A 26,366-nucleotide genomic window follows, 5' to 3' on the forward strand; every position below is an offset into this window, starting at 1 on the left:
GCTTCAGGCCAGCTTCCGCTTCACAATCCGGTTGCGCCCGCTGTATTTTGCTTCGTATAATGCCGCGTCGGCTTGAGCCAGCAGCTCTTTTAGAAAGGCCTTTGGATTATCAAGCGTACGTTGATCGAACTGTTCGACCGAAACGACGCCCATACTAATTGTCACATTCACCGTCTGGGTGCCATGTCCCGTTTTCACTTCATTCTGCTCAACGGACTCCTTAACCATATCCGCGATAATATCAGCCTGCTCACGGTTCGTATGCGGCAAGTATACGGTAAATTCTTCGCCGCCATACCGGGCAAGAATATCAGCTGCACGCAGTGTACCTCTGACTGCATCAACCGTTGCACAGATCACTTCATCCCCAACCAAATGTCCGTGTTTATCATTAATCGATTTGAACAAATCAATATCAAACAGGAAAATGGAGAAAGGAATGCCGTATCGTACGTTCACCGCAACCTCATGCTCAAGCTGCTGCATCAAATACCGCCGATTGTAGCAGCCCGTTAACCCATCCGTAATAGCCATATGCTCAAGCTTCTTATTCGCTTGGAACAGCTCATCCTGCATGATGAGCAGCTCATTGTTCCGTTCCTGCAGCAGCTCATTTTGCGAATTGGTCTCCTCTACAAGCATCCGCAGCTCGGTTACATCATGGAAGGTTAACAGCCGCCCTAGCAGCTCTTTTTTCTTCTGGCTTAATATAGGTGCAGACTGCACAACGATATAACGATAATGACCGTCACTTAGAAGCGCAACCTCAAGCTCCTGCCGTTCCATCGGCCGTTTGCCCTGCTCTTCCAGAAACTCGTCAAATTCCTTCTTAATATGATTAGGGAAATGAACCGTCAATGCATAGGGTGTAAATTTCTCGCCAATTCGAAGCTTTAAAATCGACTTCATCGCTTTGTTGAATTCAAGTACGGTCCCGCTTTCATCAAGTACAATAATACCGGTGGAGATCGTGTTCATRACGTCACGCTGTACAATTTGAATGATGTCAAATACGCGGTGTCTAGTAATGGCGTGTACGAGGTAAACAGCAGATAAGGTTATCCCCACCGAGAAGATGGAGAAATAAGAGGAAAAATAATGGATAAAGATAATATTTACAAGAAAATCACCTAGTCCAAACAACACAAGAACAAATATGCCGTTCATGGCTGTCTTGACCAGCATTTGCTGCCTGACAGAACCGCCACGGCGGATCGTATAGCCCATTACGATTAAAGATACTAAAATATACGCGAACAACTGGACAATCATATACCAGAATAAAGGACCACTTTGAAGCTGCTTTACCCCTAGATGCTCATTAATAGAGAGAAACAGCTCATTGGGATTCCATAGCACACAGACAACTGAAATGAAGGCCGGCAATGCCAGTATCATAATTCTGCGTGCTCGTATGACATTGGCTTGTCCCGTTAGAAACACGACAAAGATAAACCAGCCAACGCCAATAAGCGACAGCGCTGCATACGATGTAGAAAGATAAAAAAGCCTGTATGAAGAACCAGGCATAGTTTGAGCAATAAATTGAGTTAACGGCCACACCATAAGTATAAGATGCAAGACCAGGTAAATCTTGTGCAGCACGGTTATTGAACCAACAGCAAATACATAAAAAAACAAACCGAGCAGTACGAGGAACATGCTAAAATCCAGCCACATCATCGATTCCAATAGGGTTCACCCATCCATTGACTATCCATCTATTACCATTGTAGCAAATGTTTTTTCAATCGACAATTACTTCCATAGGTCTAGAACATTATTTTTTAACATCTGCGTTGGTTTTGGTAGGCCATAGGTCCGATAACATATGTTCTAATGAAGGGGATAAATGTAGGAAGCTGCGGAACTGCTCATACTGCTCCCATTTATCCTTCGATGCTGTCTGTCCGCTGCGAACTGCGCGAATAAGCAGATTTTTAGGCGTATGCTCCGGATCAACAAACTCCAGCATTTGCACTTTATAGCCAAGCACTTCAAGCAGCGTACCTCGCGCAGCATCCGTTGCAAGAGCCGCGAAACGCTCCTTCAGCAATCCCTGTGACAGAATCGGAGCAAGCACGTCGCTTTGAACCTGCTTGAACAATTCATGCTGACAACATGGAACCGACATAATAACGGAAGCTCCCCAGTTCACGGCTTTGGCAAGCGCAGCATCTGTTGCCGTATCACATGCGTGCAGCGTCACAACCATATCAGCCTCGCTTAATTCCTCGTAATCAGCAATATCCCCGACAAGGAATTTCAGTTTGTCGTAGCCAAGCTTATCGGCAAGCTGCTGGCAAAAGGCGATAACATCTGCCTTCAAATCAAGTCCGATGATGGAGATCTCCCGCTTCTGCTCTACCGCAAGCAAATGGTATAAGGCAAACGTTAAATACGATTTTCCGCAGCCAAAATCAACAATCGTTAGTGGTCTATCCGCCGGCAGACTCGGAAGCACATCCGTCACCATCTCCAGGAACCGGTTGATTTGCCGATACTTATCTTGCTTCTTCGCATGGACAGCGCCATCGGCTGTCATAATGCCAAGCTCCACCAGAAACGGAGCCGCCGTTCCTTCGGCGATGACGCGGTTTTTCTGACGGTTATGCTGCATATCCGCCGCTTTAACACTGCCTGTTGGCGCCTTGCTAAGCAGCGTGGCTTTTCCCTTCTTATTGAACAACAGCTGGAGATCCGCCTTAGTTGTTTTGAACAACGCCTGCTTGTAGTCACCTTCCAGCAGCTCGATAATTTTGGCTCCTGCCAGATCCGGCAGCACATTCTCATGCGTTACTTTATTGCTATAGTGGTATTCGAACTGCAGGTGAAATCCGTTCTTCAGCTGTACCGGACGCACGATTGTTTTCGGAGCCGCTGCCCCATCCTTCCGGCGCAGCTGACTAAGCGTACCTTGCAGCAGCTCTCCCTCTTCAACTACCTTGCTAATATTCTGCTGCCATTCTTCTGTCATTCGTACATTCACTCCTAATAATACTAACCGGCTCTATTTTGACACCAGTGCATGTAATCCGTGTTCGACTTCCTCGCGAGGCAATCCGCCTGCTTCCAGCTTTCCATCTTCACAAAACAGTAGGCGGCGGTAAAAAGCCTCCAATTCCTCTGACGTGGTTACGCCATCTTCCATCAGCTCATAGAGGACATCCTCAGCCCGGTCGTACTGTCCTTCTCCCTCATGCCATTCCGCTTGAAGCTGCTTCGTATAAGAAGGCAGTTCATACGTTTTAAACCTTTCCAGCAGCTCCTCTGCTTCTTTCGAGGGGTTCGTGATTGTAGGTTCAGCATCAACAAGCGACAGCCTCATGAAAAGCTGCAGTGCCTTTAATCCAGACACAAAGCTGGCGTCATCATTTCCTGTCTCAGCATGAAGGTCCGACTCTTGCTTAAGCGTGACCGCAATGGCTTGAATCTTATCCGTCTCAATTACACCATTCGTTGTAAGTACAGCCATCAGATCCTTATCGGACAAAGAGCGAATCAGCTTACCGCTAATGCCAAACCTTTTATCCAGGAACTCATCTATAACAAGAAGTGCTTCCTGATGCTTAAGCTCCTTCTTCAACTGCAGGATTTGCCCTACTGCTTCTGTCATTTGTTCGATCATATTCATTAAGTAATCACGACGAAACATCCGCTTCCCCACCCTCTCAATTAGCCAAGCTTCTTAATAAAGCCCAAGACTGCCTCTGAAAAAGCCTCCGGCTGCTCAATCATTCCCATATGTCCTGCATCAGCCAGCTTCACTTGAGTGACATGGCTTCCTTCAACAAGAAACGTGCGCTCGGCAGGAATAATCTGATCCTGCTCGCCAGCAAGAAGAAGGAGCGGCAATGCCGTTTGCTTCAGCACCTCTGTGCGGTCAGGACGGACCTTCATCCCTTTTGCAGCACCAATAGCTCCAGCAGAACTTGTCCCCTTGCCAATGGCAATTGAACGTTCCACTTGTTCTGGCATCGCAAGTTTATTGTCCGGTGAATAAAGTTTTGGAACAAGGCCTTCCACAAACGAAGCCACACCATCCTTCTTAATAGCAGCTACAGCATTATCCGATTATCCTTGGCTGCATCCCCATCCGGCAGCGAAGTCGAGTGAACCAAGCCAAATGCAGACAGCTTTTCTGAATAGCGCTCAGCAAAGGCTAGGGTTATATATCCGCCAAGCGAATGACCAAGAACGCAGGCCTTCGTTATTTTCAACTGATCCAGCATGGCAGCTAGATCATCGGCATACAATTCCATAGCGTTCGTCTCTTCCGTTCCGGTCTCATCCGATGAACGGCCATGTCCGCGCAGATCCAGCGCAATAATGCGGGCTTCTTTACCTAACGATGTCACGACTTGTTCCCAGTAGGCTGAGCTTCCGCAGTAGCCATGCAGCAAGACAACCACAGGTTTGTTTGCATCCAAAGAGTCATAATAAGCTAACGAAACACCGCTTGGCAGTGTCACCGATTGATTTGCTATGGACAATTGAGTCATCATATATCCTCCTTATTATTCACAATATACCATGGTAGTCCGAAAAGCCTCCTGCCAAGCTTTATCCACTGACTCCGCAACCGCTTCAGCCATTTGCATCACAGCATAAAGCGAAGTCGTTTGCAGCGTCATATAGGGCTTGTGACTGCTCGCATTCACGACACCAGCAATGCTGTAATGTCCAACTGCCGGTAGTTTGGCACCTGTCGCTTGACCTGGTGTAAGAGGACCCTCGGCCGTAATAAATCGTCCAACAGACTGCGGCTTTCCAAGACAGGCATCAACCGCTATGACAACGGTATGCTCCGCTGATTGCTTCACCGCCTCTATCACCCGGAGCGCATCACATGGCTGCTTCAAGGTCCCAATGACATGAGGCCAGCCGCGTTCCACCAGCTTAGATCCGACCAAAGGACCAAAGCTGTCTCCGGTGGATCGATCCGTACCGATACATAGGAATACGATTTGGCTGCGATCAGGATGCCTTGTTGCGACTTCTGCCAAAAAACCGTGCAGGCTTTCCGTTCCAGTATCCGGTATGTCGCCTGTCTTCCCTAACATCTATACACCTGCTTTATATTGTTCATTGTTTGCTCTCATTGTACCCGAATCAAGAGGTAAGGTTCAATTTACAGGCATGGGCTGCGTGAAATATGTTACAATGACGGAACAATACAAAGTTTAATCTGCTTTTTTCGCACACATGGAAAGGGGACTATATATGGTCAATCTGGAAGAACCAACTCAGCAAAATGTTGAATTTATGATCGAAACCATTAAAACAAAGCTTAGAATGGCAACAGCTGCAGCCATGCAGGCTTCTCACTTTAACGTTGATCAATACGAGGATATTCGCGATTTGTATGAAGTCGTTGCTTCGAAAGAAAAATTCAGTATCAGCGAAGTAGAAGCACTTGTGTCAGAGCTCGGCAAGCTTCGCGGCAAATAGCAGAATATAAGGAAAGCACCGGGTAGCCCGCATAGCCCGGTGCTTTCTTTGCTATTAGACTTATGTACGAAGTCTGCAGTCCTAGCATTGTGTAAATCTGACATGAAAAGTAAGTTTCTTAATTACAATAATTACCACTAACAGTCAGTATATAGCATTTTTCGACAAACGATTTAAACATTAAAAAGAGCTCCCTTTGCCTATTAAGGAGCTCCTCAAATCTTCATTATTCGTTTGTTTCTTCCGACCCAGACGTTGCTGTCTCCGCCGATTCAATGGTCAAACTGATCTGAACCTGTTTCTGTTCACCCTTCAGGAAGAAGGCCAGGCGTTCCAGTTTCTCCGCCAATTCTGAACCTGTAAGTGCGGTGTTCAGCTGGTAGTTAAACCGATCTGCAGGCTGATCTTCTTGCTGAGCATAAGCTGGACGACCTCTCCATGCGCGTTCCTTGGATCCGCCTTGCTGCACTAACAATTGATCTTGCATCGGATAAAACTTGTCCGATTTATTGACAACCCGCTCGTAAATACGAAGCTTCTTCAGAAGCATATAATATTGCGCGGAATGCTTGAAGTTCCAAGCCTCACGAATATCCTTCAGCGTGTAATCCATCTTCCACCGCTTCAGCTTCTCAATCTGTTCCTCGGCATTCAATTGCAAGAAATCATCTAATGGCATAATTGCTTCCGGCATATTGACCCCTCCGTTCAACCCAAATTCAGATACATCTTTTAAGAAAAGAACACGTATCTTTCAATAAATATATACTAATACGAATAGTTTATATTTTCATATAAAAAATACCATAATTTTTTTCGTTTTACAAATTAATTTCTTTACAGATTTCTAAAATTTGCACATTCCTCATATGCGAAAGCCGCCATACTGTCCGAAATAGACAATACGACGGCTAATAAAGTTCTATTATGCTGGTTTCAAGCCAAAATCAGCTAGGAAACGATGGAATGCAGCGTTTCCTTCTTCCGTTTGTTTGAATACGCCAGCGTCCTTAAGCACATCAGAGAACTTGGCACCAACTTCGCTTTCCACGATCGCCTGTGCCTGCTCTTCCGAGCATGATGTACCGTAACGGGATACAAGCGATTTAATCCACTCAGCATGAAGGCGAAGCGGATGGTTCGGGCTGTGCAGCTCATCATGTACTGCAGCTGTCGCCCCAGTCAGATAACCTGCAATTTGCTCCAGCTCGGACTTCAGTCTGCCAGGCAATACCGCCAGACCCATAACCTCGATCAGGCCGATATTTTCTTTCTTAATATGATGCAAATGCTGATGCGGATGGAAGATGCCCATCGGATGCTCTTCGCTTGTCCGGTTGTTACGAAGGACCAGATCAATCTCGTAGATACCGTCATCAAGCAGTCTTGCAATTGGTGTAATCGTATTGTGCGGCGTACGGGAGCCATCGCTGTTCTCGGTAAAAGCCAACACGTCGGCAGCTTCATCGCTGTATCCGCGCCATGCATCAAGCATACGGCAAGCCGCCTGCAGCACATCGTCTTTGGAAGCGCCGTTCACACGTACAACCGACATCGGCCAGTTCACGATACTGAAGCGAACGCCTTCAAGCGTCGGATCAACAAACGAAGCTACTGCTTTTGCCTTCTCCATCGGGAAGGTATGTCTTCCTGCTTGGAAATGGTCGTGGCTCAGGATCGAGCCGCCAACGATCGGCAGGTCGGCATTCGAACCGATAAAGTAATGCGGGAATTGCTCAACGAAATCAAGCAGACGCTTAAAGGTGCCATGAGAAATAACCATAGGCTCATGCGCGCCTTTAAAGACGATGCTGTGCTCGTTGTAGTACACATACGGCGAGTATTGGAAATACCATTGCTGGTTATCCAGTGTCAGTGGCAGAATGCGCAGATTCTGGCGTCCTGGATGATCTGCACGGCCAGCATAACCAACGTTCTCCGCACAGAGCAGACATTTCGGATAATGAGCCTGCGGCAGTGTTTTGAGCAGAGCAATTTCCTTCGGATCCTTCTCCGGTTTGGACAAGTTGATTGTAATCTCCAGCTCGCCGTGCTCGGTCTCATGCAGCCAGTATTTATTTTTGCGGATGCGATCCATCCGAATGTAGTTCGAATCAATGCTCAGCTTATAAAAGGCGTCGGTTGCTGCCTTAATCCCTGCTTCAGCAGTTGTCCGGCGGAAAGTCGCTGCCGCCTCGGATGGGCGCGGCATAAGCAGCCCCATAATGCGGGCGTCGAGCAGATCACGATAAGTCAGAATATTATCTTCGATCAAGCCGATCGAATAGCCGTAATCAAGCAGCGGCTCAAGCAGCGATACCGGGCTGTCCAGCTGTTCATCAGGGATGCCGCCCTCGTACGGCTCCTTGAAACGGAATAAGTCAAGCAAAGCATTCCGCGATGCGCTCACATCAAGTGGTTCAATCATCCCTTGGCGAAGCGCGAACTGGACAAGCCTTTCGATAAGGACGAGCGCTTCCTCTGAGCTAACCAGGGTCGTTTCTTTGTCTGTCATGATGTAAAAGCTCCTCTCCATTCCTAACCGGGCAGCTTAGCCCTTGTAGCCGTTAGGATGATTGACATGCCAGTTCCAAGCGCTGCGGATAATATCCTCCAGGTTGTCGCGCGATGGTTTCCAGCCGAGTTCTTTGCGTGCACGCTCGGAGGAAGCAACCAGAGTAGCAGGATCACCTGCACGGCGCGGCTCAATGACTGCCTTAATCTCACGCTCGGTCACTGTACGAGCAATCTCGATTACTTCTTTGACCGAGAAGCCTTGGCCGTTGCCGAGGTTGTAGATCGCGCTGTCAGCACCTTCACGCAGCTTATCAACCGCAAGAACATGGGCGTCTGCCAGATCACTTACATGGATGTAGTCACGGATACAAGTACCGTCTGGTGTAGCATAATCATCGCCAAATACTGAGATATGAGGACGTTGACCAAGTGCAGCCTGGAGCACGATTGGAATCAAATGGGTTTCAGGGCTATGGTCTTCACCGATTTTGCCGCCAGCATGTGCGCCTGCAGCGTTGAAATAACGAAGCGATACGAATTTGAGACCATGAGCCACATCGAACCATTTCATCATTTTCTCCATCGCCAGCTTCGTTTCGCCGTAAGTGTTCGTTGGAAGCGTACGGTCGAATTCATCAATCGGCACATTCTCTGGCTCACCATAAGTTGCTGCTGTAGATGAGAAGACGATCTTCTTCACATCATGCTCGATCATTTTCTCCAACAGGCACAGCGTACCGTACACGTTGTTGTGATAATATTTGGCAGGGTTTGTCATACTCTCGCCAACCAAAGAGTTCGCTGCGAAATGGATGACCGAATCGATATTGTTCTCTTTGAAGACAGTCTCCATAAAGTCTGCATCGCGCAGATCGCCTACATACAGCTTGCCGCCAGTTACCGCCTCGCGGTGACCTTGCTGAAGGTTATCCACAACAACGATCTCTTCGCCGCGCTCTGCAAGTGCTGCTACGGCATGCGAACCGATATAGCCCGCTCCTCCGGTTACTAATACTGCCATTCTCCTCATCCCACTTTCTCTATTTGTCTGTTATCTATTTAGGTTAACATCATTGAAAAAGATTAGAGCTGTTCAACACCATTGCCGATGCTGCAAACATAGAAGTCAGGCGTAAGTCCTGTCGCTTCTTTATATTTGCGTCCTACTTCTTCCTTGAAGCGTTCAATGCTGTCTTCATGAACAAGCGATACCGTACAGCCGCCGAAGCCTGCACCTGTCATACGCGAGCCAAGAACACCTGGAACCTGTCGTGCAGCAGCAACCATTGCATCAAGCTCAGGACCTGTTACTTCATATAAATCGCGGAGAGAATCATGCGAGCCGTTCATGTATTGACCAAATGTCGCCAGGTCATTTTCTTTAAGTGCATCCATCGAGCGAAGTACGCGGTCGATCTCTTCCACAACGTGCTGTGCACGGTTGCGTACAACATCGTCTTTGATCAGATGCTTATTGCTATTAAACTGCTCCAGGTTGATTTGACCTAGAAGCTTCAGCTCAGGGAACGCAGCTTGCAGATCGACAACTGCCTGCTCACATTGCGCACGACGCTCGTTATAAGCAGAGTCTACAAGGCCGCGGCGTTTGTTCGTATTACCGATTACAAGCTTGTAAGCACCGGATTGGAATGGAACGAGTTGATATTCAAGCGTGTCGCACATAAGCAGAATAGCATGATCTTTCTTGCCGTTAGCAACAGCGAACTGGTCCATGATTCCGCATTGAACGCCGTTGAATTCATTTTCTGATTTCTGTGACAGAAGAGCGATCTCAACCGTGTCGGTCGGTTGACCTTCCATAGTGAGCAGAGCAAATGCTGTTACCACTTCGATAGAGGCCGAAGAAGACAAGCCTGCGCCATTCGGAATCTCACCGTGGTAGAGCAAGTCATAACCGCTGCTGAACGTAATGCCTTTTTGCTGGAGCTCGTAAACGACGCCCTTCGGATAGTTCATCCAGTCATCCGCTTCATCATATACGATCGTGTCGATCGCCAGTGTTTTGGAGGAAGGGAAGTTTGTCGTCGCGAGGCCAAGCTGGCGGTCATCACGTTTGCGGACAAGCAGTGTTGTACCAAATGTAAGTGCGGCAGGGAATACATAACCGCCATTGTAGTCGGTATGCTCGCCAATCAGATTAACGCGTCCAGGTGCATGGAAAGCTTTGATCTCAGCGGCTTCTCCGCCGAATTGCTGTATAAATTGTTGTGTAAGCTGCTCGATAGATGCCATGCTTGCAACAGTCCTTTTTTGTATAATTTATGAAGCCTTTGTTCTTCTTCAGTATACCTTAACCATTCGTCTGAACAAAATGGCGCAAAATGCTTTTCACATGGATTTATGTGACTTTTAGATACCGGTAGAGCATGTTATGATGGTGCTATCCGATACCTTAATCTAAAGGCAGGTGCGCTGCAATGAGGCAAGATACGTATAAAGTGGCTTCAAATCCCGTCATTACGTACAACGAGCATATGAATGTATTGTTTGCAGGAGAAAGTCAAACCAAACCATCCCACCAACGGGGACCTAAAGTATATGATTTTTACCTCATGCATACGGTACTTGAAGGCAAAGGAGAGTTTACCTGTGGTGGAACGAGCTATTTACTACAGGCAGGACATACCTTTCTGATTGAACCGGAGCAGCTTGTCAGCTACATGTCCGATGCAGATGAACCCTGGCTGTACCGGTGGGTTGCCTTTAATGGCCCGCAGGCAGCCGAGCTTGTGCAGGCCGCAGGATTTTCGACTGCCTCTCCCGTAACAGAGACCTCTCAGATCAGACGAGTTGGTGTTCTATACAACAGTATTTTCAGCGTCTTCCGCAAGAGCGAGCCTGCCGCACATATGAAAGCAGCCGGTTACCTGCAGCTCCTGCTTGCTGAATTTTGCAGTGCATATCAGATGTCAGAGGATAACACAGCACTAGCCGGTGTAGACGACAGTGATAGACTGATGCAGCAAATGATCCATTACCTCTCCACGCAATATGCACAGCCCGTCTCCATCGAACAGATGGCAGAATCGTTTGGCTACAATCGTGCTTATCTTTCACGTTTATTCAAACGGTATACAGGCGTATCGCCAATTACCTTCCTGCTCAATCTTCGAATTGACAAAGCACGTCAAATGATCCGCGAACGGGAAGGACTCACCATCGAGCAGATTTCAGCTTCTGTTGGACTTCAGGACTCGCTGTATTTTTCCAAGCAATTCCGGCGCCTCTATGGCTTATCCCCGTCCGCTTACCGTGAATCCATGCGTCAAATGAAATCTTAATGGGTAAACAAGGGTTAGTCCAAATTTGGACATATTAACGGGTGAGGTGATAATAATGAAGGAGCTGCATACCGGTCATTTGTTCTGGCCGACAACTTTGGAGCAGCATAGGACTTACCCTGCACTCACAGAGGGGATAAAGGTGCAAGCCGCTGTTATTGGAGGCGGGATGTCCGGTTCTATATGTGCCTATTTGCTGACGCAAAGCGGTATTTCAACGGCAATATTGGAAAGGAATACAATCGCTGGCGGCAGCACTTCCGCTAATACAGGATTACTGCAATTCTCTAATGATGTCATGCTTTGTGATTTAATTGATCAGATCGGCACGCAGGATGCTGTGCAATTTTACTCCGCTTGTGTAAAAGGCGTACAAGAAATTGGAGAAATTGCCGGTAAACTTTCAATTGATTCACATTTTCTGCCAAGAAGCAGTCTCTATTATGCAAGCACGGAACAGGAGCTCCCTAAGCTTCGAAAGGAATATGAAGCATTGCGTCAGAATGACTTTGACGTCAGCTTTTGGGAGCCTGACACCATCTCAAAGCATTTCCCTTTCCGACGTCCAGGAGCTATTATAACGAATGGTGATGCCGAGATTAATCCATTCCGATTTGTTCATGGAGTTGCTATTGCTGCCGCTGCAGAAGGCGCACATATTTATGAAGATACGGATGTGGTATCCCATGAGCGAACAGACGATGGCAAGCATCATTTGAAGACTGCCAGTGGCCATGAGATTGAAGCGGACAACGTCATCTATGCCATAGGGTATGAGCCCGAAGAGCTTCGCGGCAAGTTAATCAAACCTATACTTAACCGTTCGTTTGCAGCAGTAACAGCTGTACAAGATAAAGATAAGCTTATGCATTGGCATGAACAGATGTTTATTTGGGAAACCGCAAGACCTTATTTATATATGCGTACAACAATGGAAGGACGCGTTATTATCGGAGGGCTTGATGAAGAGATTGAGCATCCCATAGATGGAGAACGGGAGCGCAGCAAACGAATAAATAAGCTATATGACAAGCTTACCGCTCATTTCCCTATGCTGGACGTCCCCTTTGAATACGAATGGAGCGCAACTTTCGGAGAATCGCGGGACAACCTTCCATTTATCGGAGAGGACCCCGCCATTCCAGGTGTTTACTATTGTCTGGGATACGGAGGCAATGGCTCTGTCTACAGCATGATTGCCTCTCATATCATACGTGATCTTATTATAGTAGGCAGTCACCCGCTTGCCGATATAGTTGGACTCTCTCGCCCGACTCTTTAATAAGAAAGAAGGGATTCGACACTTGGTCGGATCCCTTCTTTCATGTAGGTCAAGAACCTGTAAATATACGGGAAGCTCCATTCTGTCTATAGATCCCTTCTGCAATACCAAGTCGGGACAAGTCAGGTCCGCCGTCCTTATCAAAAAACGATTTGCTTTCATCCGTATCGATGACAACTAATGTTGCGCCTTCCCTTATGGAATCTCGACAGGAGGATGCTTCTTGTTCATCAAGCCCAAGTGCGGTTAAGGCACCATGAATACGATCTTCATCACCAAAAATAAAATCTCCCGTCAAGTTACCGCCGATGGCTGTGAGCCCTGCTGCTGCGAATCCTGGATTCCATGATCCGCCTCCCGTGAGTCCAATGGCCGGAATAGCTGCCGCTGCCGCCCATTCCTGTCCACGCCCTCCGTCTCCTTCTTGTCCGCTTATTGTTGAAGCCAGCTCCTCCAGTTCATCAACATGAATGTCGCTTTCCGCTTCAATACGCCGGGAATGTTCGCCGTCCTTTGCGATAATCTTCATTTCCCCTTGGACGAAACCCGCTTGCTCCAAAGCATGAATTGTATCGATAACTTCCTGTTGTGACGCAAAAGCGCCGATAATTTTAGCCATCGCTTTTGTCCTCCTTTAGCTTCTTTCTAGGTAGTTATACCCTTATTAAGCAGCAATCAATCTCGGCTTACGGGAAGGTTGTGTAAGTACGCCGTTCGGGGTATGATGAAGAGTAAGCGACAAGGAATTCGGAATTAAGACAATAATGGTCAGGAGGCAAATCGATGATTCATCGGATGCTCCGCTATCCCTCCAAATGGGAATGGCATGTACTCCAGCTTGAACGTCCTCAATTGGAGACGGCTGAAGAACTGCCAAAGCGTAAAGACAATCGAAAAAAGGCCGAATCGTCAAGAGCATCTATGACCTTCATCATGCCACAAGAAACTGACGAAGCCGACGACGAACGGAAGGCTAGCAAACAGCTACTGCCACAATGTGCAGACTGGCTCGATGAATGCTGGGACAGATCAGCGAATCAAGTAACTGTTACGCATTCAGCCAATCAAGAAACAATCGTATCCGGCACCCTGATGCTCCAAGCATCTGAACAGCAAACTGATGTTCAGCCATTTCATTTCTGGCTGACAGAAGACAAGCTTGTCACCCTGCATGGCGATCTGCGACTGATGATCCGCTTGCAAACGGATATCGTGGCTTCTCGCCTTACAGAATGTACTTCAGCGCCAGAAGGCCTGTTCATTATGCTGGGCCATTTACTTGAACCTTTCCATGAAGGGCTCGACGGCTTTGAGAAACGACTTGGTGAGCTCGAGCAATCGATGCGCATATCGAACCGAACTGGGCTTCTTGATGTTATTTTTGAAAGACGTTACGATTTATTGCACTGGAGCCATCTCTTTATCCCAATTAGAGAGCTATACGGTGCCGCGCAAGAGGCCTATATGGATACACTAACTGATACAGATGTATTTAAGCGCACAACGCATAAGCTTGATCGCATCGAATCACTGTTGAAGCATTATGCTCTTGAGATCGATACCCTTATCTCCATGGATGATGCCCTATCCAGCTTCCGGGGCAACGATATTATGAAGACACTGACGATCTTCACGGTTATCTTCACACCTGCGACCGTCATCGGTGCTCTCTGGGGAACGAACTTTCATCCACTCCCCTGGGATAATCACCGGCTTGGCTTCATCGTCATGTGCGTGGCAATCCTTCTCATCACGATACTCATCTACATATGGCTGTGGCGAAAAGGCTGGACCGGCGACCTGCTTACCGGACGTGAATCTAATAAGAAGAAGCATGCACGCATTCTGATGCTTGAAGAGCCTGGCAAGAGCGATATAGAACTGGATATAACAAAGCTGTCTCGCAAGAAACGTTCCAAGACGGTATAGTCACTCAGCTGCGATGGTGAAGTTTTTCTAGGATGCATGCTGCTAAATCGGATACCTGCATCATGGCTGCATCCGCTTCGCCGCGTTTCCTGACGGATACATTTCCTGCTAACTGCTCCTTTTTCCCAACAACAATCATATATGGTACTTTCTCAAGCTGGGCTATCCGAATTTTATTGCCCAGCTTTTCGCTGCGCGCATCTACCTCCACACGAACCCCTGCACGGATAAGCTCCGCTTTTACCTGTAACGCATAATCGAACTCATATTCCGAGACGGGGAGAATCTTCGCTTGAACCGGAGCCAGCCAGATCGGAAAGGCCCCGCTGTAATGCTCAATCAGAATGCCAATGAATCGATCAAGCGAACCATATACCGCACGATGAATAACGACCGGCCGCTGCTTCTTATTGTCTTCTCCGATATAGGATAGATCAAATTTCTCCGGCATTTGGAAATCAAGCTGAATGGTACCACATTGCCAGCTTCTCTTTAAGGCATCCACGATATGAAAGTCGATTTTTGGTCCATAAAAGGCCCCATCCCCTTCGTTAATTCGGTAATGCATGCCATGGGCTTCCAGCACATTCTGAAGCGACTGCTCAGCTGCATCCCATAAATCATCCGAGCCCATATAATCGTCTGGCCGAGTTGACAACTCCACGGAATAGGAAAAACCAAACACCTTATACACCTCACCGATCAAAGCCATCACCTTACCGATTTCCGCTTCAATTTGATCCGGCCGGACAAACAAATGGGCATCATCCTGGCAAAACGTCCGTACCCTCATCATGCCGCCTAATGCTCCCGATAGCTCATGTCGATGCACTTGTCCGAACTCTGCAAGCCGAATTGGCAGTTCCCTGTAAGAGCGAAGAGCGTTCTTAAAGATGAGCATATGCCCCGGACAGTTCATGGGCTTTAAGGCAAATTCGGCCTCATCCACCTTAGTGAAATACATATTGTCCTTGTAATGATCCCAATGCCCCGACTGCTCCCACATCCGCTTGTTCATCATGAGCGGAGTGCGTACCTCTTCATAATCATTAAGATTCAACAGCTCTCTAGAGAAGTTCTCTAAAGCAGTACGCAGCACCATACCTTTAGGCAAATAAAACGGCATACCCGGCGCTTCCTCCGAAAACATGAACAGCTCAAGCTCTTTGCCTAGCTTCCGGTGATCGCGTTTTTTCGCTTCGTCCAGCTGATACAAATAGTTTGCAAGCTCTGTTTTAGTCAAGAATGCAGTGCCGTAAATACGCTGCAGCATTGGATTGTTCGAATCGCCCCGCCAGTAGGCTCCCGCTACACTAAGCAGCTTAAATGACTTGATCCGCCCAGTTGAAGGCAAATGGGGCCCACGGCATAAATCTATAAACTCCCCTTGCTCATAGATACTAATAACCTCATCATCTGGCAATTCTTGAATGAGCTCCAGCTTCAGCGGCTCCTCGCGCTCTGTGAAAAGGGAGATCGCTTCTTCCCTGCTAATCACTCTACGTGTGATTGGCCAATTTTCCTGAATGATTCTGCTCATTTCCTGTTCAATTGCTTCAAGGTCATTGGTCGAAAGGGACTCTGCAAGCTCCATATCGTAATAAAAACCGCCTTCGATGACAGGTCCAATCCCAAGTTTTACAGCCTTGCCGCCATATAAGCGTTTAATCGCCTGCGCCAATACATGAGCTGTACTATGACGGTATATCCGAAGCCCTTCCGGACTGTCCAGAGCAATCATGTCGATTCTGCTGCCATCACAGGCCGGCTCAGTCAGATCGGTAATCGTTCCGTTGATTGCCCCCGCTACTATCGTTTTTTTCCAATTGGCATCCACTGATTCCGCTATTTGCGAGATCGTTGTGCCTTGCATATACCTCCCATTTGTTCCATCCGGCCTTACAACATGAATCTCCATTTTTGCTCCTCCATTTCTCATGATTTTTGTGAACGCAAAAAAACGCAGCTCTCCCTGCAAGGGACGAGTGCGTTCTGCTCGTGGTTCCACCCTAATTCCATCCTGTGTTTAGGCACGAGGATGCTTCATTGGAATCCGTTAACGAGGATGATTCGGCGATCGCTTACTGCCGCATTCCATCCAGGATTTACGACGGGTTCAGCGTCACAGCTGCAAAGGGGTAATCTACGCCATGTCACCGAAGAAGCTTACAGCCAGGGCTTCTCTCTCTGAGCGGCTATTGTGATCGCGATCATGTCTTTGGTCATTGCTTGTGTATGAAATTAGTATTATACTACATCGTTTTATTTTCAAAAGTCAATAGGAACTAGTTACCCTTAGAGACGCCCAAACATACTATACATAATCAGCCCATGGAAAGAGCGGAGGGATATCGGAAATGGCAAAAACAACGAGAAGGAGTAATACACCTTCACTCCCACGGCCAATGAGACAAGGCCAGCCGCAGCAATTTGATCTCCGCATCGCTATTTTTCTAGCCGGTATTGCTGGACAGACTTACTCCCAATTTGAGAATAAGGATGGCCTTTTTCTTGTTCCACGTGATTATCATCTAGTTGGGGACTTCTCGGCTAAAGCCTATGGCGATTCCGAACACCGATTTGGCTTTGTGCTGCAATCCGAGCGTTCCTCCGTTCTTGCTTTCCGCGGCTCTGGCTCGGCTGTTGACTGGGTGTCCGACTTCATCGCCCAGCAAACGACTTACCGTCCGGTTAAAAATGCTGGGCAGACCCATAAAGGTTTTACCGATATCTATACCTCAACCCGTTCGCAGGTGTTAGATCTGGTCAATCAGCTGCCACCAGATAAACCGTTATTTATTACCGGTCACAGCCTTGGGGGAGCACTCGCAACGCTCGCTGCACTTGATATCGCTGTTAATACAGCTTTCACCGCACCCATTGTCTATACCTATGGTGCTCCGCGTGTTGGAGATCCAAGATTCATCCGGCTATACAACAATACCGTTGAGACCCATTGGCGGCTTCAAAACGAATATGATATCGTCCCTCACTTGCCACCGCTCGTGTACCAGTCACCGGATACAAAAAAGACCTATTACTATATGCATGTAAAAGGCGAAGTCAAACGTGCCTTCCGGATGGGCTCTGTCTCCGGCAACCATATCTTAAGCAGCTACTTTGCCGATTTATGCAGCGAGGAACCTCAATTTGCAGCAGCGATTTGCTCGGAGCCGCCTGGCTGGTGTCCATTGCCTGGATAACAAACAAAACTCCGCTTCATATGCGGAGTTTTGTTACGTGATTAAACAGATTAGGACCAGGACTGCAGAAGCCAATTGCGTACCCGATTAATGGTTTTGTCCAAATTACATACTTCATCCTGATCGACATAAGGTGTCTGATGGCTGAAATAATGGGCATGTCCGCCGATTAACGGAATCCCTTCAACAATAGCAGGAGAATATTTATACCGGTTCCAGTGCGGAACAGATGAGCCTTCAGATGTCCAGCCTCCCCAGGATCCAATACGGCTGATTGGATCGCTAAGCTTCCCTTCCTTGTCAACGGAATGGAAGAAACATACCTTATCCCGCAGCTCAGGATGAATCGGAATCCGCGGCGAGCCAACCTGTACAATACGGAAGTTCCGGTTCAAACGCTGTTGATGCAGCATTTTTCCTGCTTGATAGGCGGCTGCTCCGCCCCCGCTATGCCCGATAAACAGCATCGGTTCATCTTCGCCCTGCATCGTTTCCTTCACCTGATTAAATGCGGCGCGTCCGCCTATTCGTCCAATGGACATCCGGTTTGTTAAGTCAGTGCCAACCTCGACAATTTGCCGGTATAGATTACGGCTGGCGTCTCCATAAGGGTGCAGAATGTGAATAATCGGCTCACGACCGTCCGCCCGAAACATCCGGTCAAGCTGATTCCGGCATTCATCAAAGTAGCCTTTGGTCGTTGCAACGCCAGCAAGCAGGTAAATCCGTATGGAAGTGCCGCTGATCGCTGTCATGATTCATCCCTCCGTTCATGCTGTGTTAATGGAATTGTGTACTTTCATTATGCGGGGGGACAAGCGATTTCATTCCTGAATATAGATGTGAATTCCATTCCAGTTTATCGGATAGCCAAGTTCTTGGGAAACCGTCAACAAAGGCAGTGCATTAATCTCCCGCCATAAAGGGATAAAACCGTTTATTTTGTAACCGCTCCATATTTTATGCGGAATGAATGGTACGCGCGCCACTCTTACCATCGTCCCGTCCCATCTGCTTAATTGAACCGTTCCGTCCTCGAGCATCTCCACATCAACTTGCAGGATCCGCCTGAAAAATGCCTCATCCACATACAGCTGACCGTCCTGTTCGAACACATGCCCCCGGTAAGTGAAAGGCTGGGTCACTTTTGCCTGTGTTCCTCCTGCTTCGGATAGGCTGCTTAAATAATATGAACTAGAGATGGCTTGTTGATAAACATCCTTAAGCTGCTGTTCATTTGTTATGGAATAATCATTGATACGCCGCGTCTCGTTTTGTTCTGTAATATTGTTCACATCAAAATAAAACACCGCCTTCACTCTCGGATAGAGCCCCGGCAGATTGGCGTACAACCGTTTTATTTTTGAAGCGGCATATTCATTATCTTCTATCCCATCGGTCGTCGTGAAATGGGTAACACCAAACTCCGACAGCTGAATTGGCTTTGTCCGGCTAAAACGGTTATAGACATAATCAATCATTTGTAAAGGGTCTTCGAATTCGGACGGCTGCCGTATATCTCCATTATGATACTTTACATTATAGATGTTAAGCCCAACCCAATCGACGTAATCATCGCCCGGGTAATAAGCCTCTATGGGTCGTTCAGGCACATTCAGCACCGTCCAGACCATCGCCGTCTTTGGCGCTTTTTTTTCGAAGATATCATGCACCAGACGCCAGGTTTCTATATAGAGATCCGGATTGCCACTGTAATTCGTCCATGTCCCATTCATCTCAGAAGCAAAGCGTAGAAAGATCGGCACATTCGCCTCACGTGCTGCATCAGCAAAGCCGCGCAAATAGGCATCATCCTTTACTTCTGCCAAGCCATGATTCGGCTCCCAGGCAATATGGGGGATGGCTCCTTCAGCCTTCACTTCTTTCACCCATTCGGAGGGGAACGGTTCTCCATAGCCAACATACTTGAAAAAGCTTGCATGCTTTTTGCCAGTGGCTTGGTTGAATTCGGCCATACTGTTATGAATCAGTGGATTTTGCAGCACATACGCTCCCAAATAAACGCCTCTTACAGGCTCTATTTTCCCAAGCGTATAATTCGGATGCATGGATGTGACATGAATCGTCCACTCCGAATAGCTTACATCCTCCCCCTCCGCAGCCGCATAAGCATTTACATCAGCAGGTGGGCGATGCAGGCTGGCAGCGCTGCCAGCCCCCTCCATCATGCAGAGAAATGCGCATGCCAGCATAAGCCCAATCAGCTTGCGGCGATTCGATAACCAATAGCTCAGCAGCGGAACCTCCCCCTCTTCTTATTCACAGGATTAGGCAAAGGAGAGGCAAATATACGTAGCTAAAACAATGAAAAAGGCTGCCTTCGTCTAGTCAGTAGTTGACTAGACGAGGCAGCCTCAGCATGTTTTTCATTAAACGCCCATTTTTTTACGTTGGTTGTTTACTTTTTTCGTATTTTGGCTTTTCATAGCCTGCGTAGCCGTCGTTTTATGATTTTGACCAGCTACTCCGTTTTGCCCTTGCTTCTTCTGTTGAAGCAGCTGCTTCGCACGCTCAGCTTGTGTAAGCGGCTTTGCTTGCTGCTCCTGAGCCTCATTATGTTCATTGGCGGACATATGATCACCTCGCTTTATTGTACTCAGCATAACAAGTGAGGCGTCAATCGGCAAGCCCCTGGCTGGTACTTTGCGAAGTTGTATGATGCTGACCCGCGTCAGAATGACCACAAGTACCAAAAGCTGTGGAATTGTCGTCTCCTCCGACTATGATTGTGGTAAAAATCAATGTTATCCGCAACAGACTTGCCTAGGACAAATGCCTAATCCTCCTCTTCCGCTCATGCATAGTGTATAGCAGACCTCCCAACATCCCACACTAATAGCTAAGAATGGATATTCAAAAAGGAGGCTTTACCCTGTGTCACAATCATCCAGCAACAAAAAAGCGGTCTTTCCGCCCCAGCACCAGAACAAGCAGCCGGGCATAGAAGCAGAGATGAATCCGCTTCCCGTCTATAAATCCGAACAATATAAATCAGCGAACAAGCTAGCGAATAAAGCAGCCATTATTACTGGCGGCGACAGTGGAATCGGCAGAGCAGTAGCCGTTGCTTTCGCCCTTGAGGGCTGTGACGTCAGCATTGTCTATTATAATGAGCATGAAGATGCACAAGTTGTTCAAGAAGAGATCGAAAAAGCGGGAAGGCGGTGCCTGCTCATCCACGGTGATCTTGGAGATGAGGCTTTCTGCCGCCATGCCGTTGAGCAGACGGTGATGTCCTTCGGTAAACTAGACATTGTCATTAACAACGCTGCCGAGCAGCATGTGCAGCAGCGGCTGGAGGATATTACTGCCATGCAGCTTGAAAAGACGTTCCGGACGAACGTATTTGGCATGTTCTATCTCACAAGAGCCGCTCTTCCCCATTTGAAACAAGGCTGCTCTATTATCAACACCGCATCCATTACAGCATATAAAGGCAATCCGACTTTAATTGATTATTCCGCTACGAAAGGGGCCATTGTTTCCTTCACAAGAGCACTCGCTGCTAATCTTGTTGACCGTGGTATACGTGTAAATGGCGTAGCCCCCGGCCCGATCTGGACTCCGCTTATTCCCGCCAGCTTCGATGACCAGTCAGTATCCACCTTTGGTTCAGATACACCTATGAAACGCGCAGGTCAGCCGTTTGAGCTTGCCCCTGCTTATGTCTATCTGGCTTCAGAAGATTCCAGCTATGTAACGGGCCAATTCCTCCATATTAATGGCGGCGAAATAGTGAACGGATAATAAAAATTAAGCGCCTTGCGAAGTTTACGCAAGGCGTTTTCCTATTTCATCATCCATTCGGTTGTTTAATAAGTTCTGGAGCCGTCCTTCATAGATAAGCTCCAGCTTTGGCGTATTCTCGAGATCGCCTGGCGTCACTAAAAAAGAAGATTTATTTACGAGATCAACACCGCTTTTCTCAAATACCGATGCCACAAATTCCGAGCAGAAATAAGCGTAATCTCTCTTAATCAGTTGAATGTTAAATAATACTCCAATGACACCTATCAAATTGTAGCGATACTGGTCACTGTTTCGGTCCATATCGGCAATGACGCTGCGCATCTTCGCATAAGCGGCAGGTTGAATCCGACAACGATATAACGCGCATGTAGCCTGCTCGAATAGCTCTCCGCGCATATTCTCCCTCACAAAGCCTGCGAAAAAGGGATTCTGAGGATTTTTGCGGCCAAAGCTATACACCTCATTCAGACCACTATCAAACGCAATAGATGCATGATTAAGCGCATCCTTCGTAAACCACTTAATCGTTCTTGTAAACAACGTTCCGGTATCCGTTAGGACAACGTAAACCTCCAACTCACTTGTCATGCCTGATAACCTCCACATTAAAGAAGTAACGCTACTATATCTAACTTTAATGCAGGAGCCATGGCTTCATAACCATCTGAGGTACAGTCCTTATCCACGACCTTGGTCCTGTTCTAACTAAACTCTTCCTTTTTATTTTAATGGAATTAATAGGATCTCTCAACCATAACTTAACAATTCCACAGATAAGTGTAAATAAATTCGCTATAGTCCTTACGTTGGCCATAATGAGCATTTGGTACTAGCTCGATTTCTAGTATTCCCCTTAATTATGGTATAATAAGGCACATTATACCCAGGATATAAAGGAGATTGCTATAAACATGGAATTCAAAAAAATTAACACCCCCCTCCAGCTTGTCGGTATTCATAAGTACAGAACCAAAGACGGAAGAACCTGGATCAAATACCCTGGAAGTTCAAGAAAGCCTATTAAGAAGAGTACAGTCATATGGACTCGGCTGCTGACCATTATTATTGTGATTGGTGTTATTGGATTTGCCGGCTATAAGTTTGGGTTTCATTATTTGTCTAATAAGATGATGAATGAAATGGCCGATCAAATTTTGACCACAGATGAAGTGGAGTCTTTAAAGAATGACCCTGCAGTTCAGAAAATCATAGCCGATAACTCCAAATATTTTGATAAAAAAGCAGTCGAGGCTATTCAAGGCTCCCTTCCTGCCACTGTCAATGACAGTGACAAAGCTGCAGGACAATCTGGTAAGACGACCTCCTCCTCAACAAGCAAAACAAATGAAACAACAGATACAGTAACGGACAAGCCGTCAGTGAATGATAAGCTTGTCGTCAAGACAAAGGATGAGGCCGCTAACTTGCTGCTAAGCAAGTTTTCTATGAAAGAACTGACAGGATTAGCGGATAAGGCGAAGGATGGCTTAACAGCAGAAGAGAAGCAGTCGATTAAATCAACACTGCTCGGCCGATTGTCAACAGAAGAGTACAATTCCGTTAAAATTATCGCTTTGATGGAGATTATGAAGGATGAATCTAACTAACAAGCGGGGAACCTGCAGATGAATTATTTTGAGCCTTATGCATCCGAGCTTCATATCGTATTCTCCGAGGCAAGACAGCGTATCGCCAATTTCCCAGAGCCATTTAGACATGCGGGATTAACTTATTTGGATAAATTCGATGTATTTAAACCGGACAGTTCAAAAAACTATATCTGTTATTTACTGCCTTACTGGGTTAATGAGACTACCTCCATTCCAATTGAACAATGCCGCAGTCTAGCCATCGCTAATGTATTCAACATGCTCTATTATTTTCTGCAGGATGATGTAATGGATGAAACTCCCTCGGCTTGGAAAGAGCAGCTGGCTCTCGCTCACTTATGCCATGAGGAGCTAGAGGCGATCCTGCGGGAGTTATTTGCCGCTGATTCGCCTTTTTGGAGCTATCGACACCAATATGTGAACGAATGGGCACAGGCTGTCGTTAATGAAGATAAACATGACTACTTTATGACAGATGTCGTGAAAATAGCGAAGAAGGCTTCTCCTCTCAAATTAGCAAGCACGGGTGTACTTCTGCTGGCAGATCATTCAGAACTTATAGAGCAGGTAGAGAAGCTTGTAGATTACAGTCTCGTCCTGCTCCAGATGGCTGACGATTTGGACGATTGGGAGGATGACCTAAAAGAGGGGAATTACAACTGTCTGTTGTCGATCATTCATGCTAAGAGGCCATATAATAGCCCGCTTCATGCGAAAGAGGCATCGTCCTATATCTATGACCGTGGGTTATTAAGTACATATTGTACTTACAGCAAAGAAACTCTCGACATCCTTATCAACAGTCCGCTACAACTACGATCCCTATTCACTTTCAGCCATTCCATTAACGAGGGTATAACCTCCTATGCCGAAAAGGTAGAACAGACTAAGGAGTCTTTATTACTAGGCGGATTTGATTATATTTTGTCGAATAATCAGAAAAATTAGTATAAATTAACCAATAATCATGCTATAATCCTAGTACTCAAGTGGTATTACCATAGCATAGTTGGAGGGGTTATTTTGTCGAATCAAATTACTCGGGATCAAATTATTCAAAAAGCTTGGGAAGACGATGCATTTATGCAACAGTTACTTCAAGATCCTAAATCAGCTATTAAAGACGCTTTTGGTGTAGACATTCCAGAGAGCATCGAGGTTACTGCTGTTGAAGAAACACCAGAGCACGCCTATCTGGTTATTCCGCCGAAACCCTCCGCAATGAGAACCGCTTCAGCAGTTGAATTCCCTACTTGGTAATTGATATAATAACAAAAGAACCACTCCATGGAGTGGTTCTTTTGTTATGCAGCAGGGAATTTAACTATCACTTCCGTACCTACACCTTTGGTACTATTAAATATAATCTCTCCCTGCATCACTTCAATAATACTGAAGGTAACCATGAGCCCCAGCCCTGTTCCTTTTGTCTTATTTGAATAATAGGGCTCACCAAGCTTTGCAAGCTCACTCTCCGTCATACCTTCCCCATTATCCCTAATTCGAATAACGACCCGGTTATCTTCCATATAACCTCTAATTTCAATCTCACCTTCGCCTTGCAGCGCTTCAATACTATTCTTAATCATATTAATAAAAGCTTGCTTGAATTTGGAGGAATTTCCTTGTATAAGCAACTGTTCGGGAATGTTCAACTTTAATTGCCCGCCCTGCATATTTGCTAATGGTATAAGGATACTTCCAATGTGTTTAAATTCGCTGGCAAGATTCAATACTGAAACATATTCCAACTGAGGTTTAGCAAAGGTGAGGAAATCAGTAATAATCTCCGAAGCACGGTCAAGTTCGTTAATTGCCAATACCATATAATTCTTCTCTTTGCTGCTGGCACTTTTCTCTTCCAGAAGTTGTAGAAATCCTCGTGTAACCTGCAATGGATTACGGACTTCATGAGCGACAGAGGCAGCTAATTGACTGATCATATCCATTTTATCTGATCGCTGAAGTTCATTATTATAAATTTCTAGTTGCTTGGAGTAGGTAACAACCTTCTCAAAACTGATTACGATCTGCCTGCCAAGAATAACGACCAAAGTCAATACGAAGCAAACGATACCCCACTTCCAGAATATAAACTCATAGTTTTTCGACTGAGCATAATATTGAATCATATCTACAGACGTGAACAAGATAAAGAGTCCAAGTCCTGAAGAAAGAATGATGGCATCTTTTTCTTTTCTGAAACTCTGAACTGATAGTATCCCAAGTATGATAAGACTTCCTCCGATAACACCAAAAGCAAATAAAACAGTGAATATGGAGTAATAAATAGAGTAGTAAGCATTCTCCGTAACGATATTTACAGCTAAGCCAATTGACGAAAAGATTGCAATCGCTATCGCATAATATTTGAAGATACGTACTAGAAGAAATTTCCCCTTACCAAATATCGTTTCAATGAAGAAAAGTAAAGCTGGAAGAAAAATGTTAGTTGATATATCAAAAGCAATCGTATATAAATAGCCGATCCTCCCATAAACCGTATACAGAAATGGTGAATATAAGGTTAACATACATCCAATTGATAAAATAATTAAACTAAGTGACTTCCAACCGGATACATTTACTTTCTTGAGAAATAACATACAGAAGAACATAATTGCTGAAACAAATATAAATGCCGCACCTAATATAACGTCTGGCATCTCTTTTACAAGCATCGTACGGTATAACTTTGTATAGTCGCCGAGAGTGAACCCATTTATGCCAATATTCCCTGTTTCATTAACTAGGTGAATATAAAGCACTCTAATAGAATCTGATCGATCTAATGGAATAACCAATCGATTCACATCGTAATAGTGTTTCCGAACAGATTCATAAACACTGTCTCCATTCACATATGCAAAGATATTCTGAGCATATGCTTTATCAACCAATAGTCCAGCATGAGGCCCCGTAATAGCAGGAAGCTCGACCTTCACCCATAACGAGCTTGTCCCTTTTGGCAATTCAGGTGCTGCTCCATTTTCCTTAACCGTGATCCAACCCTCGTCTGGCGGGATCGTTCCTTCATCATCTGTCCCCGGAATAATTTGCCATTCTGTAATTTGAATCTCCTGAGTTGCCTCATCTGTATTCGCATAGGTGACTGTCGGGCGTAATGAAGTGATTACTGCTAGGAATATAAGAACGAACATTGCATACTTCATAACTGCCTTCATTTCTTTACACCTCAGAATTTGGAAAATAGTTCTTAATGCTCATTAGTTCGACATATTTCGATCAAATCCTTCATTTCAATTCATTGGAAATTAAATTTCTTAACATTAAAAAGAGC

26 protein-coding genes are annotated in these 26,366 nt (G+C 46.2%); 9 read left to right on the forward strand and 17 right to left on the reverse strand.

Going from position 1 to position 26,366, the window contains the following annotated elements; translation table 11 throughout:
* Nucleotides 1–3 precede the first annotated feature (3 nt).
* The 6 genes from AB4Y93_RS25640 to yyaC form a co-directional block, all read right to left on the reverse strand.
* The gene (locus AB4Y93_RS25640) at nt 4–1,683 is read right to left on the reverse strand and encodes a diguanylate cyclase (protein ID WP_441896322.1); all 1,680 of its coding nucleotides are present in this window, start codon (nt 1,681–1,683) and stop codon (nt 4–6) included.
* Nucleotides 1,684–1,780: 97 nt separating this feature from the next.
* Nucleotides 1,781–2,977 (reverse strand): class I SAM-dependent methyltransferase, encoded by a 1,197-nt coding sequence (locus tag AB4Y93_RS25645; protein ID WP_441896260.1) that lies wholly within the window; start codon nt 2,975–2,977, stop codon nt 1,781–1,783.
* Between the two features lie 33 nt (nt 2,978–3,010).
* Nucleotides 3,011–3,655, reverse strand: a complete 645-nt coding sequence (locus tag AB4Y93_RS25650; RefSeq protein WP_167282462.1) for a DUF6483 family protein — start codon at nt 3,653–3,655, stop codon at nt 3,011–3,013.
* Between the two features lie 20 nt (nt 3,656–3,675).
* On the reverse strand, nt 3,676–4,038 hold the full coding sequence (locus AB4Y93_RS25655) for an alpha/beta fold hydrolase (protein WP_441896261.1): 363 nt from the start codon (nt 4,036–4,038) through the stop codon (nt 3,676–3,678).
* Between the two features lie 20 nt (nt 4,039–4,058).
* Nucleotides 4,059–4,505, reverse strand: coding sequence for an alpha/beta fold hydrolase (locus tag AB4Y93_RS25660; RefSeq protein WP_441896263.1), 447 nt, complete (start codon nt 4,503–4,505; stop codon nt 4,059–4,061).
* Between the two features lie 12 nt (nt 4,506–4,517).
* Nucleotides 4,518–5,063: a spore protease YyaC gene (gene yyaC, locus AB4Y93_RS25665; protein ID WP_441896265.1), complete on the reverse strand. Its 546-nt coding sequence runs from the start codon at nt 5,061–5,063 to the stop codon at nt 4,518–4,520.
* Nucleotides 5,064–5,223: 160 nt separating this feature from the next.
* On the opposite strand from yyaC, the gene AB4Y93_RS25670 reads away from it, so the two are divergent.
* Nucleotides 5,224–5,451: a DUF1128 domain-containing protein gene (locus tag AB4Y93_RS25670; RefSeq protein ID WP_441896268.1), complete on the forward strand. Its 228-nt coding sequence runs from the start codon at nt 5,224–5,226 to the stop codon at nt 5,449–5,451.
* Nucleotides 5,452–5,677: 226 nt separating this feature from the next.
* On the opposite strand, the gene AB4Y93_RS25675 is transcribed toward AB4Y93_RS25670, so the two are convergent.
* The 4 genes from AB4Y93_RS25675 to AB4Y93_RS25690 all read right to left on the reverse strand — a co-directional run bounded on the left by AB4Y93_RS25675 (nt 5,678) and on the right by AB4Y93_RS25690 (nt 10,221).
* Complete coding sequence (locus tag AB4Y93_RS25675) at nt 5,678–6,145, reverse strand: hypothetical protein (RefSeq protein WP_441896270.1); 468 nt, start codon at nt 6,143–6,145, stop codon at nt 5,678–5,680.
* A 231-nt stretch (nt 6,146–6,376) separates the two neighbouring features.
* Nucleotides 6,377–7,966 (reverse strand): UDP-glucose--hexose-1-phosphate uridylyltransferase, encoded by a 1,590-nt coding sequence (locus AB4Y93_RS25680; RefSeq protein ID WP_441896272.1) that lies wholly within the window; start codon nt 7,964–7,966, stop codon nt 6,377–6,379.
* Nucleotides 7,967–8,002: 36 nt separating this feature from the next.
* A complete protein-coding gene (gene galE, locus AB4Y93_RS25685) occupies nt 8,003–8,989 on the reverse strand; it encodes a UDP-glucose 4-epimerase GalE (RefSeq protein ID WP_441896274.1) in 987 nt (328 codons plus the stop codon).
* Nucleotides 8,990–9,051: 62 nt separating this feature from the next.
* The gene (locus AB4Y93_RS25690) at nt 9,052–10,221 is read right to left on the reverse strand and encodes a galactokinase (RefSeq protein WP_441896276.1); all 1,170 of its coding nucleotides are present in this window, start codon (nt 10,219–10,221) and stop codon (nt 9,052–9,054) included.
* A 185-nt stretch (nt 10,222–10,406) separates the two neighbouring features.
* Between AB4Y93_RS25690 and AB4Y93_RS25695 the strand changes: the two genes are divergently transcribed.
* A complete protein-coding gene (locus AB4Y93_RS25695) occupies nt 10,407–11,270 on the forward strand; it encodes an AraC family transcriptional regulator (RefSeq protein WP_441896277.1) in 864 nt (287 codons plus the stop codon).
* A 55-nt stretch (nt 11,271–11,325) separates the two neighbouring features.
* Nucleotides 11,326–12,552, forward strand: coding sequence for an NAD(P)/FAD-dependent oxidoreductase (locus tag AB4Y93_RS25700; RefSeq protein ID WP_441896279.1), 1,227 nt, complete (start codon nt 11,326–11,328; stop codon nt 12,550–12,552).
* A 49-nt stretch (nt 12,553–12,601) separates the two neighbouring features.
* On the opposite strand, the gene AB4Y93_RS25705 is transcribed toward AB4Y93_RS25700, so the two are convergent.
* Nucleotides 12,602–13,171 (reverse strand): hypothetical protein, encoded by a 570-nt coding sequence (locus AB4Y93_RS25705; RefSeq protein WP_441896281.1) that lies wholly within the window; start codon nt 13,169–13,171, stop codon nt 12,602–12,604.
* Between the two features lie 164 nt (nt 13,172–13,335).
* On the opposite strand from AB4Y93_RS25705, the gene AB4Y93_RS25710 reads away from it, so the two are divergent.
* Nucleotides 13,336–14,481 (forward strand): CorA family divalent cation transporter, encoded by a 1,146-nt coding sequence (locus AB4Y93_RS25710; RefSeq protein ID WP_441896283.1) that lies wholly within the window; start codon nt 13,336–13,338, stop codon nt 14,479–14,481.
* A gap of 4 nt (nt 14,482–14,485) precedes the next feature.
* On the opposite strand, the gene thrS is transcribed toward AB4Y93_RS25710, so the two are convergent.
* On the reverse strand, nt 14,486–16,399 hold the full coding sequence (gene thrS, locus AB4Y93_RS25715; protein ID WP_441896285.1) for a threonine--tRNA ligase: 1,914 nt from the start codon (nt 16,397–16,399) through the stop codon (nt 14,486–14,488).
* A 439-nt stretch (nt 16,400–16,838) separates the two neighbouring features.
* On the opposite strand from thrS, the gene AB4Y93_RS25720 reads away from it, so the two are divergent.
* The gene (locus tag AB4Y93_RS25720) at nt 16,839–17,684 is read left to right on the forward strand and encodes a lipase family protein (RefSeq protein WP_441896287.1); all 846 of its coding nucleotides are present in this window, start codon (nt 16,839–16,841) and stop codon (nt 17,682–17,684) included.
* A 50-nt stretch (nt 17,685–17,734) separates the two neighbouring features.
* Here the strand turns inward: AB4Y93_RS25720 and AB4Y93_RS25725 are convergent, their stop codons facing one another.
* The 3 genes from AB4Y93_RS25725 to AB4Y93_RS25735 form a co-directional block, all read right to left on the reverse strand.
* Entirely contained in the window at nt 17,735–18,439 is a 705-nt protein-coding gene (locus tag AB4Y93_RS25725) for a hypothetical protein (RefSeq protein ID WP_441896288.1), read from the reverse strand.
* Nucleotides 18,440–18,508: 69 nt separating this feature from the next.
* Nucleotides 18,509–19,897 carry a glycoside hydrolase family 26 protein gene (locus AB4Y93_RS25730; protein ID WP_441896290.1) on the reverse strand — a complete coding sequence of 463 codons (1,389 nt, stop codon included), beginning with the start codon at nt 19,895–19,897 and terminating at the stop codon, nt 18,509–18,511.
* Nucleotides 19,898–20,074: 177 nt separating this feature from the next.
* On the reverse strand, nt 20,075–20,278 hold the full coding sequence (locus AB4Y93_RS25735; RefSeq protein WP_441896292.1) for a hypothetical protein: 204 nt from the start codon (nt 20,276–20,278) through the stop codon (nt 20,075–20,077).
* Between the two features lie 301 nt (nt 20,279–20,579).
* Between AB4Y93_RS25735 and AB4Y93_RS25740 the strand changes: the two genes are divergently transcribed.
* A complete protein-coding gene (locus AB4Y93_RS25740) occupies nt 20,580–21,452 on the forward strand; it encodes an SDR family oxidoreductase (protein ID WP_441896294.1) in 873 nt (290 codons plus the stop codon).
* 24 nt (nt 21,453–21,476) lie between these two features.
* Here the strand turns inward: AB4Y93_RS25740 and AB4Y93_RS25745 are convergent, their stop codons facing one another.
* Nucleotides 21,477–22,043: a hypothetical protein gene (locus AB4Y93_RS25745; protein WP_441896296.1), complete on the reverse strand. Its 567-nt coding sequence runs from the start codon at nt 22,041–22,043 to the stop codon at nt 21,477–21,479.
* A 323-nt stretch (nt 22,044–22,366) separates the two neighbouring features.
* Here AB4Y93_RS25745 and AB4Y93_RS25750 point away from each other — a divergent pair, with 323 nt between their 5' ends.
* The 3 genes from AB4Y93_RS25750 (at nt 22,367) to AB4Y93_RS25760 (ending at nt 24,325) form a co-directional block, all read left to right on the forward strand.
* Nucleotides 22,367–23,062, forward strand: coding sequence for a hypothetical protein (locus tag AB4Y93_RS25750; protein ID WP_441896298.1), 696 nt, complete (start codon nt 22,367–22,369; stop codon nt 23,060–23,062).
* A gap of 18 nt (nt 23,063–23,080) precedes the next feature.
* Nucleotides 23,081–24,013 carry a hypothetical protein gene (locus AB4Y93_RS25755; protein WP_441896300.1) on the forward strand — a complete coding sequence of 311 codons (933 nt, stop codon included), beginning with the start codon at nt 23,081–23,083 and terminating at the stop codon, nt 24,011–24,013.
* Between the two features lie 75 nt (nt 24,014–24,088).
* Entirely contained in the window at nt 24,089–24,325 is a 237-nt protein-coding gene (locus AB4Y93_RS25760) for an NHLP leader peptide family RiPP precursor (protein ID WP_441896302.1), read from the forward strand.
* Between the two features lie 44 nt (nt 24,326–24,369).
* Here AB4Y93_RS25760 and AB4Y93_RS25765 read toward each other — a convergent pair whose 3' ends face one another.
* Complete coding sequence (locus AB4Y93_RS25765; protein ID WP_441896304.1) at nt 24,370–26,250, reverse strand: ATP-binding protein; 1,881 nt, start codon at nt 26,248–26,250, stop codon at nt 24,370–24,372.
* Between the last annotated feature and the right edge of the window lie 116 nt (nt 26,251–26,366).

It is taken from the genome of Paenibacillus sp. YAF4_2 (assembly GCF_052113225.1).
Classification (GTDB): Bacteria; Bacillota; Bacilli; order Paenibacillales; family Paenibacillaceae; genus Pristimantibacillus.

Coding starts and splice junctions, on each gene's coding strand:
- AB4Y93_RS25645 (WP_441896260.1), bottom strand. CDS start 2,977: ATGACAGAAGAATGGCAGCAGAATATTAGCAAGGTAGTTGAAGAGGGA.
- AB4Y93_RS25650 (WP_167282462.1), bottom strand. CDS start 3,655: ATGTTTCGTCGTGATTACTTAATGAATATGATCGAACAAATGACAGAA.
- AB4Y93_RS25660 (WP_441896263.1), bottom strand. CDS start 4,505: ATGATGACTCAATTGTCCATAGCAAATCAATCGGTGACACTGCCAAGC.
- yyaC (WP_441896265.1), bottom strand. CDS start 5,063: ATGTTAGGGAAGACAGGCGACATACCGGATACTGGAACGGAAAGCCTG.
- AB4Y93_RS25670 (WP_441896268.1), top strand. CDS start 5,224: ATGGTCAATCTGGAAGAACCAACTCAGCAAAATGTTGAATTTATGATC.
- AB4Y93_RS25675 (WP_441896270.1), bottom strand. CDS start 6,145: ATGCCGGAAGCAATTATGCCATTAGATGATTTCTTGCAATTGAATGCC.
- AB4Y93_RS25680 (WP_441896272.1), bottom strand. CDS start 7,966: ATGACAGACAAAGAAACGACCCTGGTTAGCTCAGAGGAAGCGCTCGTC.
- galE (WP_441896274.1), bottom strand. CDS start 8,989: ATGGCAGTATTAGTAACCGGAGGAGCGGGCTATATCGGTTCGCATGCC.
- AB4Y93_RS25690 (WP_441896276.1), bottom strand. CDS start 10,221: ATGGCATCTATCGAGCAGCTTACACAACAATTTATACAGCAATTCGGC.
- AB4Y93_RS25695 (WP_441896277.1), top strand. CDS start 10,407: ATGAGGCAAGATACGTATAAAGTGGCTTCAAATCCCGTCATTACGTAC.
- AB4Y93_RS25700 (WP_441896279.1), top strand. CDS start 11,326: ATGAAGGAGCTGCATACCGGTCATTTGTTCTGGCCGACAACTTTGGAG.
- AB4Y93_RS25705 (WP_441896281.1), bottom strand. CDS start 13,171: ATGGCTAAAATTATCGGCGCTTTTGCGTCACAACAGGAAGTTATCGAT.
- AB4Y93_RS25710 (WP_441896283.1), top strand. CDS start 13,336: ATGATTCATCGGATGCTCCGCTATCCCTCCAAATGGGAATGGCATGTA.
- thrS (WP_441896285.1), bottom strand. CDS start 16,399: ATGGAGATTCATGTTGTAAGGCCGGATGGAACAAATGGGAGGTATATG.
- AB4Y93_RS25720 (WP_441896287.1), top strand. CDS start 16,839: ATGGCAAAAACAACGAGAAGGAGTAATACACCTTCACTCCCACGGCCA.
- AB4Y93_RS25725 (WP_441896288.1), bottom strand. CDS start 18,439: ATGACAGCGATCAGCGGCACTTCCATACGGATTTACCTGCTTGCTGGC.
- AB4Y93_RS25730 (WP_441896290.1), bottom strand. CDS start 19,897: ATGCTGGCATGCGCATTTCTCTGCATGATGGAGGGGGCTGGCAGCGCT.
- AB4Y93_RS25735 (WP_441896292.1), bottom strand. CDS start 20,278: ATGTCCGCCAATGAACATAATGAGGCTCAGGAGCAGCAAGCAAAGCCG.
- AB4Y93_RS25745 (WP_441896296.1), bottom strand. CDS start 22,043: ATGACAAGTGAGTTGGAGGTTTACGTTGTCCTAACGGATACCGGAACG.
- AB4Y93_RS25750 (WP_441896298.1), top strand. CDS start 22,367: ATGGAATTCAAAAAAATTAACACCCCCCTCCAGCTTGTCGGTATTCAT.
- AB4Y93_RS25755 (WP_441896300.1), top strand. CDS start 23,081: ATGAATTATTTTGAGCCTTATGCATCCGAGCTTCATATCGTATTCTCC.
- AB4Y93_RS25765 (WP_441896304.1), bottom strand. CDS start 26,250: ATGAAGGCAGTTATGAAGTATGCAATGTTCGTTCTTATATTCCTAGCA.